This is a genomic window from Aerococcus urinaehominis (genome assembly GCF_001543245.1).
In the GTDB taxonomy this organism is placed as follows: Bacteria; Bacillota; Bacilli; order Lactobacillales; family Aerococcaceae; genus Aerococcus; species Aerococcus urinaehominis.
On record NZ_CP014163.1, the window covers coordinates 621,980 to 639,621 of the forward strand.

15 protein-coding genes are annotated in these 17,642 nt (G+C 46.2%); 3 read left to right on the plus strand and 12 right to left on the minus strand.

Features of this window, described 5'->3' with window-relative positions:
• Positions 1 to 3 precede the first annotated feature (3 nt).
• The 5 genes from AWM75_RS02795 to AWM75_RS02815 all read right to left on the minus strand — a co-directional run bounded on the left by AWM75_RS02795 (position 4) and on the right by AWM75_RS02815 (position 7,648).
• Positions 4 to 1,296 carry an efflux RND transporter periplasmic adaptor subunit gene (locus tag AWM75_RS02795; RefSeq protein ID WP_067977965.1) on the minus strand — a complete coding sequence of 431 codons (1,293 nt, stop codon included), beginning with the start codon at positions 1,294 to 1,296 and terminating at the stop codon, positions 4 to 6.
• A gap of 135 nt (positions 1,297 to 1,431) precedes the next feature.
• Positions 1,432 to 3,504 (minus strand): heavy metal translocating P-type ATPase, encoded by a 2,073-nt coding sequence (locus tag AWM75_RS02800; protein ID WP_067977968.1) that lies wholly within the window; start codon positions 3,502 to 3,504, stop codon positions 1,432 to 1,434.
• A gap of 1 nt (position 3,505) precedes the next feature.
• Positions 3,506 to 3,823: a DUF6110 family protein gene (locus tag AWM75_RS02805; RefSeq protein ID WP_158320152.1), complete on the minus strand. Its 318-nt coding sequence runs from the start codon at positions 3,821 to 3,823 to the stop codon at positions 3,506 to 3,508.
• A gap of 118 nt (positions 3,824 to 3,941) precedes the next feature.
• Positions 3,942 to 5,936, minus strand: coding sequence for an excinuclease ABC subunit UvrB (gene uvrB / locus AWM75_RS02810; protein WP_067977973.1), 1,995 nt, complete (start codon positions 5,934 to 5,936; stop codon positions 3,942 to 3,944).
• Positions 5,937 to 6,472: 536 nt separating this feature from the next.
• Positions 6,473 to 7,648 (minus strand): IS256 family transposase, encoded by a 1,176-nt coding sequence (locus AWM75_RS02815; protein WP_067977262.1) that lies wholly within the window; start codon positions 7,646 to 7,648, stop codon positions 6,473 to 6,475.
• A gap of 315 nt (positions 7,649 to 7,963) precedes the next feature.
• Here AWM75_RS02815 and AWM75_RS02820 point away from each other — a divergent pair, with 315 nt between their 5' ends.
• From AWM75_RS02820 to rpsT, 3 genes are all read left to right on the plus strand, one after another.
• Entirely contained in the window at positions 7,964 to 8,371 is a 408-nt protein-coding gene (locus AWM75_RS02820) for a nuclease-related domain-containing protein (RefSeq protein ID WP_067977975.1), read from the plus strand.
• On the plus strand, positions 8,358 to 8,864 hold the full coding sequence (locus AWM75_RS02825; protein WP_067977977.1) for a hypothetical protein: 507 nt from the start codon (positions 8,358 to 8,360) through the stop codon (positions 8,862 to 8,864). The genes AWM75_RS02820 and AWM75_RS02825 overlap by 14 nt, the downstream gene beginning before the upstream one ends.
• Positions 8,865 to 8,999: 135 nt before the next feature.
• A complete protein-coding gene (gene rpsT / locus AWM75_RS02830; RefSeq protein WP_067977979.1) occupies positions 9,000 to 9,254 on the plus strand; it encodes a 30S ribosomal protein S20 in 255 nt (84 codons plus the stop codon).
• A gap of 110 nt (positions 9,255 to 9,364) precedes the next feature.
• On the opposite strand, the gene holA is transcribed toward rpsT, so the two are convergent.
• The 7 genes from holA to AWM75_RS08975 form a co-directional block, all read right to left on the minus strand.
• A complete protein-coding gene (gene holA / locus AWM75_RS02835) occupies positions 9,365 to 10,396 on the minus strand; it encodes a DNA polymerase III subunit delta (RefSeq protein WP_067977981.1) in 1,032 nt (343 codons plus the stop codon).
• Positions 10,396 to 12,738 carry a DNA internalization-related competence protein ComEC/Rec2 gene (locus AWM75_RS02840; RefSeq protein WP_067977983.1) on the minus strand — a complete coding sequence of 781 codons (2,343 nt, stop codon included), beginning with the start codon at positions 12,736 to 12,738 and terminating at the stop codon, positions 10,396 to 10,398. The genes holA and AWM75_RS02840 overlap by 1 nt, the downstream gene beginning before the upstream one ends.
• Entirely contained in the window at positions 12,735 to 13,517 is a 783-nt protein-coding gene (locus AWM75_RS02845; protein WP_067977985.1) for a helix-hairpin-helix domain-containing protein, read from the minus strand. Before AWM75_RS02845 ends, AWM75_RS02840 begins: the two co-directional genes overlap by 4 nt.
• Before the next feature lie 36 nt (positions 13,518 to 13,553).
• A complete protein-coding gene (coaD, locus tag AWM75_RS02850; RefSeq protein ID WP_200778333.1) occupies positions 13,554 to 14,051 on the minus strand; it encodes a pantetheine-phosphate adenylyltransferase in 498 nt (165 codons plus the stop codon).
• Between the two features lie 3 nt (positions 14,052 to 14,054).
• Positions 14,055 to 14,615 carry a 16S rRNA (guanine(966)-N(2))-methyltransferase RsmD gene (rsmD, locus tag AWM75_RS02855; RefSeq protein WP_067977987.1) on the minus strand — a complete coding sequence of 187 codons (561 nt, stop codon included), beginning with the start codon at positions 14,613 to 14,615 and terminating at the stop codon, positions 14,055 to 14,057.
• Complete coding sequence (locus tag AWM75_RS02860; RefSeq protein ID WP_067977990.1) at positions 14,616 to 15,533, minus strand: diacylglycerol/lipid kinase family protein; 918 nt, start codon at positions 15,531 to 15,533, stop codon at positions 14,616 to 14,618.
• A gap of 170 nt (positions 15,534 to 15,703) precedes the next feature.
• The gene (locus tag AWM75_RS08975) at positions 15,704 to 17,617 is read right to left on the minus strand and encodes a collagen-flanked surface repeat-containing protein (RefSeq protein WP_470207138.1); all 1,914 of its coding nucleotides are present in this window, start codon (positions 17,615 to 17,617) and stop codon (positions 15,704 to 15,706) included.
• Between the last annotated feature and the right edge of the window lie 25 nt (positions 17,618 to 17,642).

Sequence of the window (17,642 nt, forward strand, 5' to 3'; positions counted from 1 at the left end):
CACCTAATCCTTCTGGTCAGGCTTAGCCGAGTTGGCCTGGTCAGTAACCTCAATTTCTTGGCCATCGCTAAGTCCTTCAGGATTGACTACCACCTGGTCGCCCGCTTTCAGTTGATCGGTGACTACCTCTTGACGGCCCTGCTTTTGGGTCGGGACCTCTTGCCGTTTGACCTGACCATCTTTATACAGATAAACAAAGGTTTTTCCCTTGTCCTTGACTAGGGCACTGGCCGGCAAGGCAAAACCCTTAAGTGGGAAGGAGATTTTTACTGAAAAACCTGGTTGGATTTTTTCCTTGGGTTTAACCGTGAAGGCAAATTTGGCCTCACCACCGCTAGGAGCAACTGAACCACCTGCTGCTGGTAGAGACGGAGATTGGCTTGGTAACTTGCTATAGTTGCTAATTTCTCCCGTTGTTGACTGTCCATTAGCTGGGATTTCCAGGTCCACCGACTGACCCTTGCTAAGCAAGTAGTAGTCGTACTCACCGGCTTCGGCCTGAACCTGACTATCCTCGCTGACTACTCGAATGAGTGGCCGACTACTATCGGTTCGGCCAGCTTCGTCAACTACTACCCGGCCTGGTCTTTCAGCGGTTACCAGGTTATTGGTATTATTTTGGGCCCGGCTCAAGTTAATTTCCGCATCCTCAATTTGCTGGTTGACCTGGCGCAATTGGTCATAGATGGCATCGTTAGTCGCCCCACTGGCCGGGCTAGCTGGATCAGTTGCGGCCTCATCAGCTGCTGGTAGGAGGTTGACCCCTGATTGGTCGACACCCTCTTGACCAGCTAAGGCGCCCGGACTATCAGCTAGGGCTGGCGCCTGGCTCCCATCTTTACCAGCTAAATCCTGGCTTAGGGGCTGGGCTAAATAAGTTGTACCAGCTGAACTTGCCATGGCCTGGCCACTATTCAGTTGGTCATACAAGCGAGCCCGCTCATTATAGAGACGGTTGAGCTGGCGGTTAGCATCTTCAATTTGCTGCTGGGCTTCAATATTTTGATAGCTAAAGAGCAGGTCGCCCTGGGCAACCTTTTGCCCATTACTGACATTAATAGCAGCCAAGTCGCCCCTTTCAGGCTTGTAATAATAGGCATCATCCTGTTTAAGCCCAGCCTTACCGTCAATGGTGACGGGGTCTTGCTTGGCAACAGTAACTACCTGATAGGCTGCTTCTTGGTCACTAGAATTGGATAGGACACTATTGGCTAGGCCGGCCGCAGCTAAAATAGCGATGACAGTAGCAGGAATCACAACGATGGGCCGCTTGAGCAGGGCACGTTCAAACTTCATATTTCTCCTCTTTTCTAGACGTCTACTGAACTAGTCTAAGTATATATTTTTTCACTCAGACATTCACTAAATTTTTAATTAAATCAAAGGAGACCCTGTTAGACGATTAATCAGCTAAACAAGGTCTCCTAACGATTAAGTTGTCACTTTAAATTTTAAACTATCAGCCACAATCACCACAGTCGTCAAATTGTGGAGTAAGGCTAAGCTAGAGCCAGCTAGCCATCCTAAGAGGCCAAAACCAATTAAACTAGAATTAATGGCTACCGCCAACTTTAAGTTACGATTAAGCTGACCATCTAGGGCATAGTGGACCTGGTCCATCCTAGCAAAGGAGGTGAGTTGGTCATTGAGGAAGATGATATCAGCTGTTTGCCGGGCGATATCCGATGAGTCAGCCATGACCACACCGATATCAGCTTGGGCAATGGCTGCTGAATCATTCAAGCCATCCCCAATCATTAACACCTTCTTGTTGTCAGCTTGTTGGGCTTTAATAAAATCAAACTTATCCTGTGGGCTAACATCTGTCTTAACCTGGTCAAAGTCCACTAATTCTCTAACCGCTGCTGTCCGGTCACTAGTATCCCCGGTTAACAGGGCTAATTCCTTGCCCTGAGCTTTGAGCTCACTTAACACTGACACAGTCTCAGCTCTTAAAGGCGTATCGATACAGAAAATGGCAATTAAATCCTTGGCAAAAGACAAATACAACAAGTTATAGCGGCCTTTATACTTGTCGATCAGCGCTTGACTATCCTGGTCAAAGACCACACCTTCTTCATGGAGGAAGCGATAAGAACCAATCAAGACCGGTTGGCCATCAATTGATGACTTCACACCCTTAGAGGCGATATGGTAGAGAGGCCCATGCATTTCCTCATGGTCGATACCTTCATCCTTAGCCTTGTCAACTACTGATTGGGCAATAGGATGATAGAAATGTTCCTCCAGACAAGCAGCAATCCGCAGCACTTCCTCGTAAGTGTAGTCACCAAAAGGAATGACTTCCTTAATTTCTAACTTACTCTCAGTTAAGGTGCCAGTCTTATCAAAAATAAATTGGTCAATTTCTTGGTAGAGGTCAATAAAACGTGACCCCTTGACTAAGATACCCGCTTGCAGGGCCTGGCGGATAGCTGTCATATATGAAATCGAGGTCGAGAGCTTAATGGCACAGGAGAAATCAACCATTAAAAAGGTCATGGCCTTAGCCACTTGACCAGTCAATAAGTAAGTTAGGGCCATACCAATAAAGTTATACTTGACTAAATCATCGGCCCGCGATAATAGTTTAACCTCCTGGCTAGACTGTTGGTCTTGGGCGGTGTGAATTTGGTCAATCAAGCGGTGGAGACGGGAATTCATCTGAGCATCTGTCACCTGAACAATTAACTCACCACTTTCAAGCACGGTATTGGCATAAACCTGGTCGCCGACTTGCTTGGCTACCGGGAAAGGCTCGCCAGTTAGGCTCCCCTCCTGGGTGGCGCCACTACCAGCAACAATTTGACCATCAAAATAAATACTCTGGCCCTCAGCCACCACAATCCGGTCCCCGGCTTTAATGAGCTGGGCATTGACCAGATGACGCTCATCGTCCTCGTCTAATCGCCAGATATCAACATCTGATTGGTTAAGGCCGGCAGTTAAGTCTGAAATTGACTTATCCAAGGTCCAAGCATCTAAGCGCTCACCTAACTCTAAAATAAACATGATTGTACCAGCCGCTTCATAATCATTTTGGTAAATAGAAGCAAGGACCGCTGCAAAATCTAGGACGGCCATATCTAGTTGCTTAGCTAAGAGGGATTGGAGAGCTTGCCAGCCGTAAGTGCAAGCCTTAGCCAGGGTGATACCATAACGTACTGGTGGCGGGACCAAGGTCTTATAAGTCATCCGTTTGAGCACTTGACTGGTGATAATTTGGCCGGGACCTTCCGTCACTAAATCCTTAGCATCTTCATAAAAGGATTGAACCGTATCCAAATCAATACGCGATAAAAAGCTGGCTAAATCAATTTTTTGGCCCGGCTTGATATGGATGGTCATCCGATCAGCCTGCAAGTAAAATTGCAGATAATCAATCTCATCTACCTGGCGAGCCAGCTGGTTGAGATAATTCTGAACATTTGGGCTAGATACAAAAGGCAGGCCCAGACGTATTCTAGACCCGCTTTGGTGGAGGATACGATAACTAGCTGTCATGCTAGTCCACTTCCCGACTTGTCGCATCAGCTGCTGGTGCTGAATCGGTAGTCGGTTCTACCACAACTAATTCTTGGGCTTCAGCTTGCTTATCAGCTGCGTAAATATCCTTAGCGTCCTCATAAACGTCTTCAGCCTGCTGTTTAGCACTTGAAATCACTTGATTCACCTCATCAACAGCGTGCATGCCCTTGGCAATCACTGTTGAATAGGCCTGTTTAGCTGTTTTACTAGTCAATAATTTGACCCCAGCTGTTGCTGCCAAAGCGCCGGCAGCAAAAATACCAGTTCCCTTGTTTCGCTTAGCGAATTTCTTCAAATCTATCATCAAATCACCTTTCTCATAAACTATATTGTACTGTTATCTTACGACACAAAGCGCTTTTAGGCAACCCTAAAAGCGCTAGGCGGTGAAAATTTAATCTTTTAGGTTTTCCTTACTTCATATTAAACTCGGCCTTCATTTCCATGACAATATCCCGCAGTTCAGCCGCTTTCTCGAATTCAAGGTCTTTGGCAGCCTGACGCATTTCCAGTTCCAGATTTTCAATAGCTTGGGCCTTATCGTCGCGGCTAAGCGCCCGGATGGATTCAGTCAGGTCAACCGCTTCGGCTGCGGCATCGACATCATGGGTGATGGCAATCAGGTCGCGGATTTCTTTCTTAATGGTTTGCGGTACAATACCATGTTTTTCATTGTAGGCCTCTTGAATGGCCCGACGCCGCTTGGTCTCATCAATGGCACGCTGCATAGAATCAGTAATACCGTCCGCATACATAATGACATGACCGCCCGCGTTCCGAGCGGCCCGGCCAATGGTTTGGATGAGCGACTTCTCGTTGCGGAGGAAACCTTCCTTGTCAGCATCCAAAATCGCTACCAGGGAAACTTCAGGCACATCAATTCCCTCCCGCAAGAGGTTGATTCCGACCAGGACATCGAAAATCCCAAGGCGGAGATCGCGAATAATCTCCGTCCGTTCCAAGGTCTTAATATCAGAGTGGAGATATTTGACCTTAATGCCGACTTCTTCTAGATAATCGGTCAAGTCTTCCGACATTTGTTTGGTCAAGGTCGTGATGAAGACCCGTTCATTGCGGTCCACCCGGTCATTAATTTCTGAAATTAAATCATCAATTTGCCCGGCAATTGGGCGCACTTCCACAATTGGATCCAGCAAGCCAGTTGGCCGAATAATCTGTTCAACTACTTCGCCACTCGCCTTTTCAATTTCATAGTCCGCTGGGGTGGCCGACACATAAATAGCCTGGTTGACCCGTTCTTCAAATTCAGCTAATTTCAAAGGTCGGTTGTCCAGGGCTGACGGCAGGCGGAAACCATGGTCAATCAGCATCTGCTTGCGGGCCCGGTCCCCGTTGTACATGCCACGAACCTGGGGCATGGTCATATGAGACTCATCAACCATCAAGAGATAATCATCGGGGAAGAAGTCCAAGAGGGTAAATGGCGCTTCACCAGGGGCTCGGCCATCCATATGGCGGGAATAATTCTCAATCCCATTACAATACCCCATTTCCAAAAGCATCTCCATATCATAGCGGGTGCGCTGCTCGAGACGTTGAGCTTCCAACAATTTATTTTCAGCGCGTAACTCTTCAAGGCGCTGGTCTAGCTCAGCTTCAATCGAGGCCACCGCCTGGCGAATTTGCTCATTATTGGCCACAAAGTGGGTAGCAGGGTAAATCGGGTAGTGGTCGACATCCGCCTTGACCTCGCCCGTCAGGGTATCAATTTCTCGAATCCGATCAATTTCATCACCGAAAAATTCCACCCGAATCGCTGTCGACTCCCGTGAGGCCAGGAATATTTCTAGCACATCCCCCCGGACCCGGAAGGTACCACGGCGAAAATCGATATCATTACGCTCAAACTGGTTGTCAACCAAGCGTCGCATCAGTTCATTACGCTCCAAGTCCTGACCCACCCGGATAGAAATCACATGGTCGCGGTAGTCTTCTGGGTTAACCAAACCATAGATACAAGACACCGAGGCAACCACAATCACATCCCGCCGCTCTAAGAGCGCTGACGAAGCCGAATGACGCAGCTTATCAATCTCATCATTAACGGAAGCTGACTTTTCAATATAAGAATCAGATGACGGCACATAGGCCTCAGGTTGATAATAATCGTAGTAAGAAACAAAATACTCAACCGCATTATTAGGAAAGAACTCCTTGAGCTCCCCGTATAGCTGACCCGCCAAAGTCTTATTATGAGCCAAAACCAGAGTCGGCCGGTTGGTCTCAGCAATCACATTAGCCATGGTAAAAGTTTTCCCAGTACCAGTCCCACCAAGGAGGACCATGGCCGGATCATTGCCTTCCACCCCAGCTACTAACTCCTTAATCGCCGTCGGTTGGTCCCCATTTGGCTCATAGGGGGCGATTAATTCAAATTGATCTGTCATTAACTAATCATCCTTTTATTTAATTATGTAGTGAGAATCACTATTTAGCAATAAAGCTTAGCTGATTTTTAGCCTCACCTAACTCTTCTCGTTACATCTTATTCTGCTATATTATAGCATGGTTACAGAGAATATAGTTCTCCAGAGATTATCAGTTGAAGATCGGGTTAGGCTCCCTAGCTCATTCTACGCTAATTTACTTTTTAGATAAGTTTGAAGTACGGGCCTGATTCACTCTCGAACCCATTCTCCACTAATTTACTTTTTAGATGAGTTTGAGGCACGGGCATAATCCGCTCCCTAGCTCATTCTACGCTAACTTCCTTTTTAGATGAGTTTGAGACACGGGCATAATCCGCTCCCTAGCTCATTCTACGCTAACTTCCTTTTTAGATGAGTTTGAGACACGGGCATAATCCGCTCCCTAGCTTATTCTACGCTAACTTCCTTTTTAGATGAGTTTGAGACACGGGCAGGCATATGTCAAGTCCACAATCTTGTGTAAATTATAGAATGTAATTGGTGGGTATAAATATTTAGACTATGTTATTAAAGAATTTATGAGGACATGTCTCCCAATATTCATGCAAATCAAGCAATACACTTCCTATAAGTCGCTCCGCAGCCTCTATATTAGGAAAGAGGCCGACAACTTTCTCTCTTCTTCTAATTTCTCGATTTAGCCTTTCTAGACTGTTAGTTGTTTTCAGTGAAACGCGATAAGGTGTGGGTTCTAATAAGTATGGGATAGCATCTTCGAAGCCTTCCTCTAGCGTATTAACAGCTTTGTCATATTTCTCATTGCCACTAACGTATTCTACAAATTCAAATTTTAACTCTCGCGCTCTTTGTTGACTATCAGCATTAAATATTCTCTTTAGAAGACTTCTCTCATGACTGCAATCCTTTTTTGGAAAATGAGCTAAAATATTACGTAGAAAATGAACCGTACACCGTTGCCAGGTAGTGCCTAAAAATTGATTACTAATCGCTGATTTTAGTCCCTTGTGGGCGTCAGATATAATTAATGTTGGTTTAGTTAGGCCTCTGGCCTTTAAATCAAGGAAGAAGTTCTTCCAGTTTTCTTCTGATTCATTATCAGCAATCATAAAGCCGATAATTTCGCGACGATTATCATCGTTAATACCCTGAGCAATATAAACACCTTTAGAGACAGAACGATGGTTTTCGCGAACTTTAATATACATGGCATCGACATAAACATATCGAAAATTCGTATGTGTTAGGGAACGCCCTTTAAATTCGAAAACAGCAGGGTCCAAGTTTTTATTTACTGAAGAGACAAATGATTTAGAAACACCTTCGCCACAGAGTGTTTCAACAACCTTCTTAATACGGCGTGTTGAGACCCCATTAATATACATTTCGGTTAAAACAGCCACAAAGGCCTTGTCCATACGTTGATATTTATCGAATAGCTTGGTATCAAATTCTCCTGATCGTGTCCGAGGGACATCCAGTTCAACAGTCCCTACCTTTGTTTTAAAGTTTCTTTTATAGGAGCCATTACGATAATCTTTCCGGTCATCTGTGCGCTCATAGCGCTTAGCATTAATAAATTCCTCACGCTCTGCTTGCATATAGGCATTAAAGATGGTTACAGTTAGGGACTTCATCATCTGATCCATATCACTGTTTAGAACTGCCTCTGTAATTTCTTCTAAGTTTAGGGTAATATTTAGTTGAGCCATAATAATCTTCCTTTCAATGTGTTTTAGCCAATTACATTGTAACCAAAAAAGATTATTATGGTTTTTCTTTTTACACAATTATATGGACTTAATCCGGGCATAATCCGCTCCCTAGCTCATTCTACGCTAACTTCCTTTTTAGATAAGTTTGAAGTACGGAGTCGATGAACTCTCAAGCTCATTCTCTGCTAATTTACTTTTTAGTTGAGTTTGAAGCACATTCCAAAACTATCCAGCATATTATTCTAAAATCAGGATATTAATAAAGCAGATTAGCGACCTATTATACGTATTAATATATAGGGAGGTAATCTTATGTCATTAATTTTAAATTGGTACGAGGCCTGCTATATCAGACAAGGCTTAAGTGAAGAACAAAAAAGAAAGTTCATGAATTTACGCAGTGGCGCTTTAGGTGAGGAAATGCTATATCAATGTTTAGCTCAGCACATTAGCGCAAGTCAAGTCCTGACAGATTTGTGGTTTCGCCTAGATGAACAAGTAACACAAATTGATGCTATAGTAGTCAGTCAGGAACACATTTATGTCATCGAAGCTAAAAATTATCATCGCAATCATGAATACCGTAATGGGCAGTGGTGGTCTGCTGGCCAGCTGCTAACTTACAACCCTTTTAGCCAATTAAATAGATCGATTAAAATCTTACAGCGCTTAATTGGCTATAAAAATTACTGGTATCTTAGCCTATATGAGTCAAGATAGTCAGTGCGATACTGATGGTAACAATCAATATGAAATTATGAGTCAAGTCGATATTATTAATTGGGTACTCCAGATTAGTACACCAAACACTAATGATCATCAGCTAATCCAAGCGCTTCGCCAAGCTAGCATCAGTGAATTATCTACTAGTTTTCTATACCAGCTGGCCCCAGACTACCCTATTAAAACCGGGATTTATTGCCAGGCTTGCCAAAGTTTTGAGTTAAAAAACTGTTATCAATCTTTTATATGTACATGTGGGGGCCGAGAGTCTAAAGCTGAGCTAACCAAGCGAATGCTTGTGGAGTACGCTCTCATCCATTACCGCCAGCCAATTAATATGAAACATTTCAAGCATTTTACTAATGGGATCCTATCAAATTATAATATCCAGTCCGCTCTAAAGAAATACGACCGTCTCCACCGTGGCTGCTACCTTAATCCCTACGCAGCTCATTATCCAAAAACTCCTAGCTTATCGCGCTATAGTTAGCCGTTTGCTATATGAAGAAGTTATTAACTAAGGTATTTTACTCACGATATTTACTTGCATTATATACAAGATTTCTGTATAATATTTCCTGTTAGTGACTCGTTCACAAAAATCAAAAAAGGTAGGTGTCTTTCAATGGCAAATATTGCATCAGCTATTAAACGCGCACGTCAAAACGACAAAGTGTCAGCGCAAAACCATGCTAAAAAGAATGAAATGCGTACAGCAATCAAACGCTACGAACAAGCAGTCTCAGAAGGTGCTGATAACGCACAAGAACTTTTAGTTCACGCTAACAAGTTAATCGACCAAGCTGCTTCTAAAAACTTAATCCACGCTAACAAGGCTGCTCGTGATAAATCACGTCTAGCTAAAAAAGCAAATGCGTAATACATAACAAAAAACAGGCCTCCTTAAGCGGTCTGTTTTTTTGTACTTAAATTTATCTTTTATCAGTATGTTCATTTATATCTAAATAACCTCAATTTTTAATCTTATGCTTAACGCGACATACTACAAAACTTCAATATAAACCACTCAATCCCCAAATGGTCGCCTACCCGACCCTTTTTAATCCGGTAGTCCAATTCAATCAGCTGCATATAGGCCCGCATCAGGCCTTCTTTGGGATAGGCGCGGATTTGCTGGCTGGCCATTTTAATCCGGTAGGGGTGGCCGCCAATGGTTTTAGCCATGGTCCCCTGGTCATAGCCCAGACTTTGTAGCTGGCTGACCTGGCAATAAAGGCGGAAGTTACTCTCAAGTAAGGCCAGAATACCCAGTGCGGTCTCCTTACGGGCGATCAGGTCACGGTAGAGATTAAGGGCCTGGGTCGGTTGCCCCTGCATAATAAAATCAATCAACTTAAAGATATCAGTATCCAGGTTGGCTGTGGCCACAAGTTGGTCAACGGCAGTCTGGTCAATTTCTTGACCGGGACCGACATAGAGGGCCAACTTGTCTAGCTCGCTGAGGGCCAGGCTCAGCTGATAGCGGGTCCGGTCTAAGAGGTCTTTTAAGGCCGGTTGGCTAATCTGCCAACCTGCTTGCTTAGCCACTTGCTGAATATAGGCTGGTACTTGCTTAGCTGGCACCAGGCCCAGGTCGACCATCTGGGCTTGTTGCTTTAGGGCCTTGGTGATTTTTTTACGTTGGTCCAGTTTTTCATAAGGGGCGCTAAGGACTAGAACTACATCAGGGGCAGGCTGGTCCAAATAGGCTAAGAGCCCGTCTACTTGGTGGTCGGGTCCCCCCTTTACTTTTTCCCCTGTCAAAAAGTAGCAATTATTGAGCCAAACAATCCGGGGCTCAGGGAAAAAGGAAACGGTATTGGCTTCAATCATGGCATCAGCCAGGGGAACTTCCTCCATATCTAATCGGGTCAGGTTAAAATCATTGACCTGGCCTTTTAGGACTTGGTCCATAAGCTGGTCTTCAAAGCGGTCACGCAAATACCGCTCCTGACCCACTAAGGTATAAACCGGCGCAATCTGGCCAGCCGCTACTTGTGCCATGCTTGTTTTAAAATCCATCAAGACCCCTCCTCATTAATCATCCTGTCAATTATACCTGACCTGGGCCGAAAACGATAGTGGACCGCCCCATCCTGGTCGGTCCGGTAAATCTCTGCCCCCAAATTTTCCAAGTCACTAATCACTCGGTCATGGGGGTGGCCGTAGCGGTTGTTTAGACCGGCTGAAATCCAGGCAGTTTTGGGTTTAATCAAGTCTAGTCCTTGACTGGGGCTGGAATTGTCTGAGCCGTGGTGGGCCACCTTTAAAATATCGACTGGCAAGCCTTGGTCAGCTAGCAAGTGGTACACATCATGCTCAGCCTGGCCCTCAACGTCACCCGTTAATAAGACGCTAGCTGGCCCCAACTTGGTATATAAAACCAAGGAGTCCTTGTTTTCCCCCTGGCCAACTTGGCTAGGGGCCAGGACCTGGGCCTGGTAGCCCGCTCCTAGGTACACCTGGTCACCTGCCTGCAACCAAATCACTTGGATACGCGGATTTAAACTGCTAGCTAGTCCACTTGCGATACTAGCTAGGGCCTCTTGGTCATCCTGCATACCAATGGGTAAATAAAGGATTTTTACCTTAACCTGGCTAAGTAATTCATTTAAGCCCCCCATATGGTCAAAGTCCCCATGGCTGATAAAAACCCCGTCCAGATGGCGAACCCCCTCAGCTTGCAAGGCCGGTAAAATTTGCCGGCTGACCAGACTCTGGCGCGGGCGCTGGGCCCAAGCTGGTTTGGGAAAGGTGGGCTGCTCAGCCACATCGACCAGGTAAGTCGCCCTTTGGTACGGTAACTCAAGATATATTGTGTCCCCCTGACCAATATCCAGCATAGCCAGGCGGCCATAGGGATCCAGATAGGCTTGGTTGTATAGTAAAATCAAACTCACAAAAAGTAACCCCAACTGGCCCCTGGTCAGGTGGCCGTCCTGGTCAAAGTGGCGAGCCAAGTATAAGAGAATAACCGTAAAACCAGCCAAGACCCAAGCCGGCACCAGGCCAATGGTCCAATTAAGCATCTGCCAGTGGTGGTTAAATTGGCTGATACTTTCTAAAATACCCAGGCAGCCGGCCATTAACTCCTGCAGCCAAATTAGCTGGTTGGCCAGGCCCAGACCATGTAAGCAGACTACCAACAAGAGGGCGGGGAAAACGAGATTGGCAAAGGCCCAGGAGAAGAAGTAATTGAGGATTAAACTGGCCCAAGAAAAGCGATGAAAATGATGGACCAAAAAAGGAATGGTGGTCAAACAGCAAATAAAAGACAGGACCAGCTCCTGCACCACCGGCCTTGACCAAGTTGCCTTGACCCGGGGGCCCAGAAAAATAATGGCTGCTGTTAGAGCATAGGTCAGCTGGAAGCCTAAACTAAATAGGGCCAGGGGACGGACCAATAAAATCAATATGAAACTGAGGCAAGAGCCACTGAGGCTGTCAGGGGGCCAATTTTTCCACAAGCAGAACTGGCGGAAAGTATAGGCAACCACCGCCCGGACCATGCCGTAGGGCCAGCCCAGGAGACTGGCGTAAATCAACAAAAGGATAAAGACCAGCATTTGACTATGCTCTTTTAAAAATCCTAGCCGTAGCAAGCAATGTTGGCTAGATTTAAGAAAATAATTCAGGTGAAAACCGGAGATTGAAAAGAGATGAATCAGGCCCACCGCCTGGTAGGCAGCCAGGGCCTCAGCGTCTAGCTGGTGGCTGCGGTTAAAAAAGAGGGCCAGTAAATAAGCCCTCAGCCGCGGCTGGGCCAGGCTTTCTAGCCAAATAAGCAAGCGAAAAAGCAGGCAGTCCCACCAGGCCAAAAAGCCCTTTTGGTCAGTCAAGCCTTCAATTTGCTGAATCGTTACCAGCCAATGGATGCCGTGGCCTTTTAGGTACTTGCGGTAGTCAAAAGCCCCCCGGTTACGGGCGGGACTGGGGGACTCTAATTTGGCTTTTACCTGCATGGTAACAGGTCCCTTGAGGCGGGCTAGCTGGTCGCGGTCAGCCTCATTTTTTAACCAATAAAAGACCTGGACCTGTTCACGCTGACCATTTGCGAGACTAACTTGGGCGCTGAACTTGGCCAAGTCACCAGAAATAGCTATATCCGTCCGCTTAACCTGTAAAAGAAGCTGGTCTTCCTGACCAGTCAGCTGGCTGTGGCCACTAGCCTTAACGAGTCCTAGGTAGCTGACCACTAGGCCCACAACCAGGACGATTATCAATTTACTAAATCTAGTCTGGCCGACTAAGAGCCGCCCTAGGCAAAGCACAAATAGCAAGAGGGACCACCAAGCAGGAATAAATACCAAGATGATTGTTGCTGCTAGTACAATGCTGGCCAAACAAAAATAGTAGCCTCTCATTGGACAGTTACCTGGTCACGAATTTTAGCCAGGGTCTTTTCTCCAATGCCGGAAACCTGGGTCAGGTCATCAACACTTTGAAAGGCCCCCTTGGTCTCGCGGTGGGCAATAATATCGGCAGCCTTCTTCTCGCCGATACCGGAAATCTCCTGGAGCTGGCTGGCATCAGCCGTATTGATATTAATCAAGTTTGTCTGGCTAGGGCCTGAGCCACCAACAGTCGCCGCTTGGCCACCCGGACTACTAGGATCATTAGTGACTGTCATCATCGCTGGCACTTCCTCTTGGCCCTGGCTGGGGATAAAAACCACCATCTGGTCCGTTAATAATTGGGCTAAATTAACCCGCTGGCTGTCCGCCTGTTCGGTCAAGCCACCCGCTAAATCTACCGCATCCTGGACCCGCATACCCGCTTCAACCCGGTAGATGCCAGGCGCTTTGACCGCCCCCTTCACATCCACATAGCTGAGAGCTGAATCGGCAGGCTGGGACGCAGCCGACTGCAAATCAGCCTGGTCAGGACTGCCACCATCTTGATTTTGGTCAGCTGAACTGGCTGAACTGGTTAAAACCTGGCTGGACTGGCTGGCTGTATCCGCTAGCTGAAGACTGCCAGCTTGGTCGCTAGCAGGCCTGGACCAGCCCAGCAGCACAGACACTAACAAGCATAATATAAACAAAAAACTAGCAACTGCCCCCACTAAACCTTTATACAAGGATAAAAATTGACCAATAGTCAGTGACTGCCAATCATTTTTTATCCGATTAAAAAAATCCATATCTATCACCTCAGTAATAGATACGGATTTTTTGCTTTATTTTTCCTTTTGTTTATATTTTTCTTGGATAGCCTGGTTGACTAAATCAGGTACCAGGGCTGAGACGTCGCCGCCAAACTGGGCAACCTCCTTAATAATGGAGGAAGAAACAAAGCGATAACGCTCATCAGAAAGTAAGAGAACCGTCTCAATATCTGGGGCCTGGAGCTTGTTCATCAGGGCAATATTCATCTCATATTCAAAGTCCGTAGTATTACGCAGGCCGCGAATCATCGCCGTCACCCCTAAGCGGCGGGCTAGATCAACGGTCAGCCCCTCTTCTAATAGCATGACCATCACATTTTCCATATGGACAAGACTTTGCTTGGTCAGGTCTAATTTCTCCTCAGCCGTAAAAAGGCTGTTTTTAGAAATATTCGTCCCGATAGCAACGTAAACCTGGTCATACATGCCACTGGCGCGCTCAATCATATCCACATGCCCCTTGGTTAGGGGATCGAAACTGCCGGCATACAAGGCCTTTCTCTCAATCATAATCTAGGCCTCCTTTTCATAAATCACAAAACGAGTCAATCCATACACTACATTTTTGATGCAGGTCAAAGCGCCCACCTGGTCTGGCATTTGGTCGTGTTCTTCCATTTCACAGACCACCACCGCTTGGTCAGCTAGCCAGTGGTCAGCTAGGAGTGTTTCCAGATTTGCCAGCAGCTTTTGCTCATGGTAAGGCGGATCCAAAAAGACCAGGTCAAATTGTAGATCAGGCTGGGCACTTCTTATCCGCGTCAAATTCTTAAAACCCTCACCCGGATAAACCTGGGCCTGGTCGCTTAATCGTAAACTTTCTATATTCTGCTTGATAGTTTGGATGGCTGACCGGTTGCGGTCCATAAAATAGGCTTGGTCACAGCCCCTCGACAAGGCCTCAATGCCTAAAGCACCAGAACCGGCAAATAAATCTAGGGCTATCCCGCCAGCAAAATAAGGACCGATAATATTAAATAAGGATTCCTTGTTCTTATCCGTTGTGGGTCGGGTATTTTTTCCAGGAACCGCCTGTAAGCGACGGCCCCCATGTTCTCCAGCGATTACGCGCATCTACGACACTCCTTGGGCTGCCTGGTCGGGCAGGATAAATTCAATATGTTTAGGTAAACAAGCCAATTTAATGGGGAAGTCAGGTCCCTGGTCACCGTCAACAGTGGTAGGGTGGGCCTGGTCACTGACGATATCAATTGTCCCGGCCTCAAAGGTCTTAACGACTAAAAACTGACTATAATCAGCCTCCTCTTTAAAGAGGTCAGGAATAACCGAAATTTTTTCCAAGACCGAGGTCTCCTTGAGCCCCATCAAGGCCAGGGTCCCATCTTGTAGGCTTTGGTCAGCAAAAAAGTTTTCAATCCCCAGCATGGAGTTACCCAGGCCAACCACCAACATAGACAAATCGTAGCTGGTTTGTTCACCATCCAGGTCAAAATTAAATTGGTAGGTTTCCTCTGACCCCAGGGCTTTAACCCCTTCAATAATGTAGGCTAGGGGGCCGAGTTTTTCTTTTTCGTCATCATCAACGTCTTGGACCGTTTCCGGAATCGCCCCGGCTGATACCGAGGACACAAAATACTGGTCATTAATTTGGCCTAGGTCCAAGTAGTCTGTATGGGTGGCCTTTAGCTGGTCAATGGCCTCGTTAACATTGGTCGACATGCCCAACATGCGGGCAAAGTTATTAACTGTCCCCTGGGGAATGACACCAATTTTAGGTCGGTCAGACTTAGGACGGTCTGAAATACCGGCAATCCCCCCATTAATGGTGCCATCGCCCCCCATGAGGTAAATGGCCTCATAACCTGCATCAGCTAGTTGACTGGTTTGGTCTTCAATTGCTTGGTCAGGGTCGGTTTCAATAATATCAAATTGGTCATATTGAGATGATAAAACATGGTTTAATTGGTCTTTGTAAGTTTCTGCATCCGATTGTCCGGAAGCAGGATTCATTAGCAAGGCAGCTTTGGTCATGCCATCCAACTCCTTCTGATATGTTCATTTCATTATAACATGTTAACAAAAAATTTCAGCTCAGAGTATACACAAAAAAACCCCCGCCAATTTGGCGGGGGCTCAACAAGCCATGTGTGGGTGTGTGGATATGGCTGTTTGTTCTTATGCTAGGAGGTTACCTTTTAGGATTAGTCCTCTTTGCGTTTTTTACCAGCAAAGGCAAATACTGAGCCGATACCAATCAAAGTGACACCTACAGTGCCTAAACCAGCTGCGGCGCCAGTATTAGGCAGCTCACTTTGATTAGTTTTATTACCAGTTTCTTTTGGCTTACCTGGTTGATCCGGTTTGCCTGTGTCGCCTGGTTCTCCTGGTTTACCCGGTTCTCCCGGTTTGCCTGGTTCGCCCGGTTTACCTGGTTCTCCTGGTTCGCCCGGTTCGCCTGGTTTACCTGGCTCTCCTGGCTTGCCTGGTTCTTCCGGTTTGCCTGGTTCGCCTGGTTTACCTGGTTCGCCTGGCTCTTCTGGCTTACCTGGTTGTTCCGGTTTACCTGGCTCTTCTGGCTTGCCTGGTTCGCCCGGTTTACCTGGTTCTCCTGGTTCGCCCGGTTTTCCTGGTTTGCCTGGTTTTCCTGGTTCGCCCGGTTTACCTGGTTCGCCTGGTTTGCCTGGTTCTCCTGGTTTGCCTGGTTTACCTGGTTCGCCCGGTTTACCTGGTTCTCCTGGTTCGCCCGGTTTACCTGGTTCTCCTGGTTCTCCTGGTTTGCCTGGTTCGCCCGGTTTACCTGGCTCACATGGATTGCAGCAAGGAATTTCAATCGTTACAGTCGTATTATCTGTATAAAAAATCGTTAATTGACCATCAGTCGTATAAATCTTCTTAATACCGCGGCCATCTTTACCATCGCGGACAAAATGACGACTCGATTCATTGCCATCTGGGTCTTTGACAATTACCCAAAGGCCAGTTTCACCTTTGTCATTTTTACCTGGTACGGTCTCAATACTTGGTGAACGGCCATCTTCTCCGTCTTTACCATCGCGGACGAATTCACGAGAAACTTCATTGCCATCACCATCATAGATGATAATCCATTGGCCACTTTCACCTTTTTCGTTCTTACCTGGTTCGACTTTGACAGATGGTGTTTTACCGTCGACACCATCTTTACCGTCTTTGCCGTCCTTACCATCTTTACCGTCACGGATGAACTCGCGAACGATTTCATCGCCATTTGGACGGGTAATGATTAACCAGTGACCAGTATTACCTTGGTTATCTTTGCCTGGCTCGGTACGGACTTGTGGCGTTTCGCCATCTTTACCATCTCGGCCATCCTTACCGTCACGACCATGATAAATAGTGCGCGTTTCTGTTCTACCGTCCGGATGAGTGATGCGAACAATGACACCAATTTCATTACCATCACGGTCAATAACAGATTCTGTCGTAATTGTTGCTGACTTGCCGTCTTTTCCATCTTGACCATCTTTGCCATCAGCGACAAAGTCACGATCTAATTCTTGGCCAGTCGCACGATCACGAATAATAATCCAAACACCACTTTGACCATTGAAGTTACCTGGTTCAGTTGTGGCAGTAATTGATTGACCATCCCGACCATCTTTACCGTCACGACCATCACGGATAAGGTGTGTATGTGATGTACCATCTGGATTATTAATGGTAATTTCTACACCAGTTTCGGTATCACGGGAAGAGATTGTCGGTGTCTTGCCGTCCTCACCATCAGCAATAAATTCACGATCAATTTCTTGAAGTGTATCCCGATCACGGATAATCAACCAAGTACCGGATTTACCATCATGGTCACCACGTTCAACTGTGGCAATAATAGATTTACCATCTTGACCATCTTTGCCATCCTTACCATCACGTCCGTGATTAATAATTCGTTCCTCTACGCGACCATCAGGATGAGTAATAGTAATCTTGTATCCAAGTTCCTTACCATTAGAATCAGTAATTGCCTTAGTGGTAATCTCTGGAGATTTACCATCTTGACCATCTTTACCGTCTTGTCCATTAGCTACAAAGTCACGGTCTAATTCTTTACCAGTTTCACGGTCACGAACAATCACCCAAACACCAGTTTTCCCTTGGAAA

What these genes read in the sequence shown, in the direction of transcription:
- AWM75_RS02795 (WP_067977965.1), bottom strand. Translation starts at nt 1,296, where the DNA reads ATGAAGTTTGAACGTGCCCTGCTCAAGCGGCCCATCGTTGTGATTCCT.
- AWM75_RS02800 (WP_067977968.1), bottom strand. Translation starts at nt 3,504, where the DNA reads ATGACAGCTAGTTATCGTATCCTCCACCAAAGCGGGTCTAGAATACGT.
- uvrB (WP_067977973.1), bottom strand. Translation starts at nt 5,936, where the DNA reads ATGACAGATCAATTTGAATTAATCGCCCCCTATGAGCCAAATGGGGAC.
- AWM75_RS02815 (WP_067977262.1), bottom strand. Translation starts at nt 7,648, where the DNA reads ATGGCTCAACTAAATATTACCCTAAACTTAGAAGAAATTACAGAGGCA.
- AWM75_RS02820 (WP_067977975.1), top strand. Translation starts at nt 7,964, where the DNA reads ATGTCATTAATTTTAAATTGGTACGAGGCCTGCTATATCAGACAAGGC.
- AWM75_RS02825 (WP_067977977.1), top strand. Translation starts at nt 8,358, where the DNA reads ATGAGTCAAGATAGTCAGTGCGATACTGATGGTAACAATCAATATGAA.
- rpsT (WP_067977979.1), top strand. Translation starts at nt 9,000, where the DNA reads ATGGCAAATATTGCATCAGCTATTAAACGCGCACGTCAAAACGACAAA.
- holA (WP_067977981.1), bottom strand. Translation starts at nt 10,396, where the DNA reads ATGGATTTTAAAACAAGCATGGCACAAGTAGCGGCTGGCCAGATTGCG.
- AWM75_RS02840 (WP_067977983.1), bottom strand. Translation starts at nt 12,738, where the DNA reads ATGAGAGGCTACTATTTTTGTTTGGCCAGCATTGTACTAGCAGCAACA.
- AWM75_RS02845 (WP_067977985.1), bottom strand. Translation starts at nt 13,517, where the DNA reads ATGGATTTTTTTAATCGGATAAAAAATGATTGGCAGTCACTGACTATT.
- coaD (WP_200778333.1), bottom strand. Translation starts at nt 14,051, where the DNA reads ATGATTGAGAGAAAGGCCTTGTATGCCGGCAGTTTCGATCCCCTAACC.
- rsmD (WP_067977987.1), bottom strand. Translation starts at nt 14,615, where the DNA reads ATGCGCGTAATCGCTGGAGAACATGGGGGCCGTCGCTTACAGGCGGTT.
- AWM75_RS02860 (WP_067977990.1), bottom strand. Translation starts at nt 15,533, where the DNA reads ATGACCAAAGCTGCCTTGCTAATGAATCCTGCTTCCGGACAATCGGAT.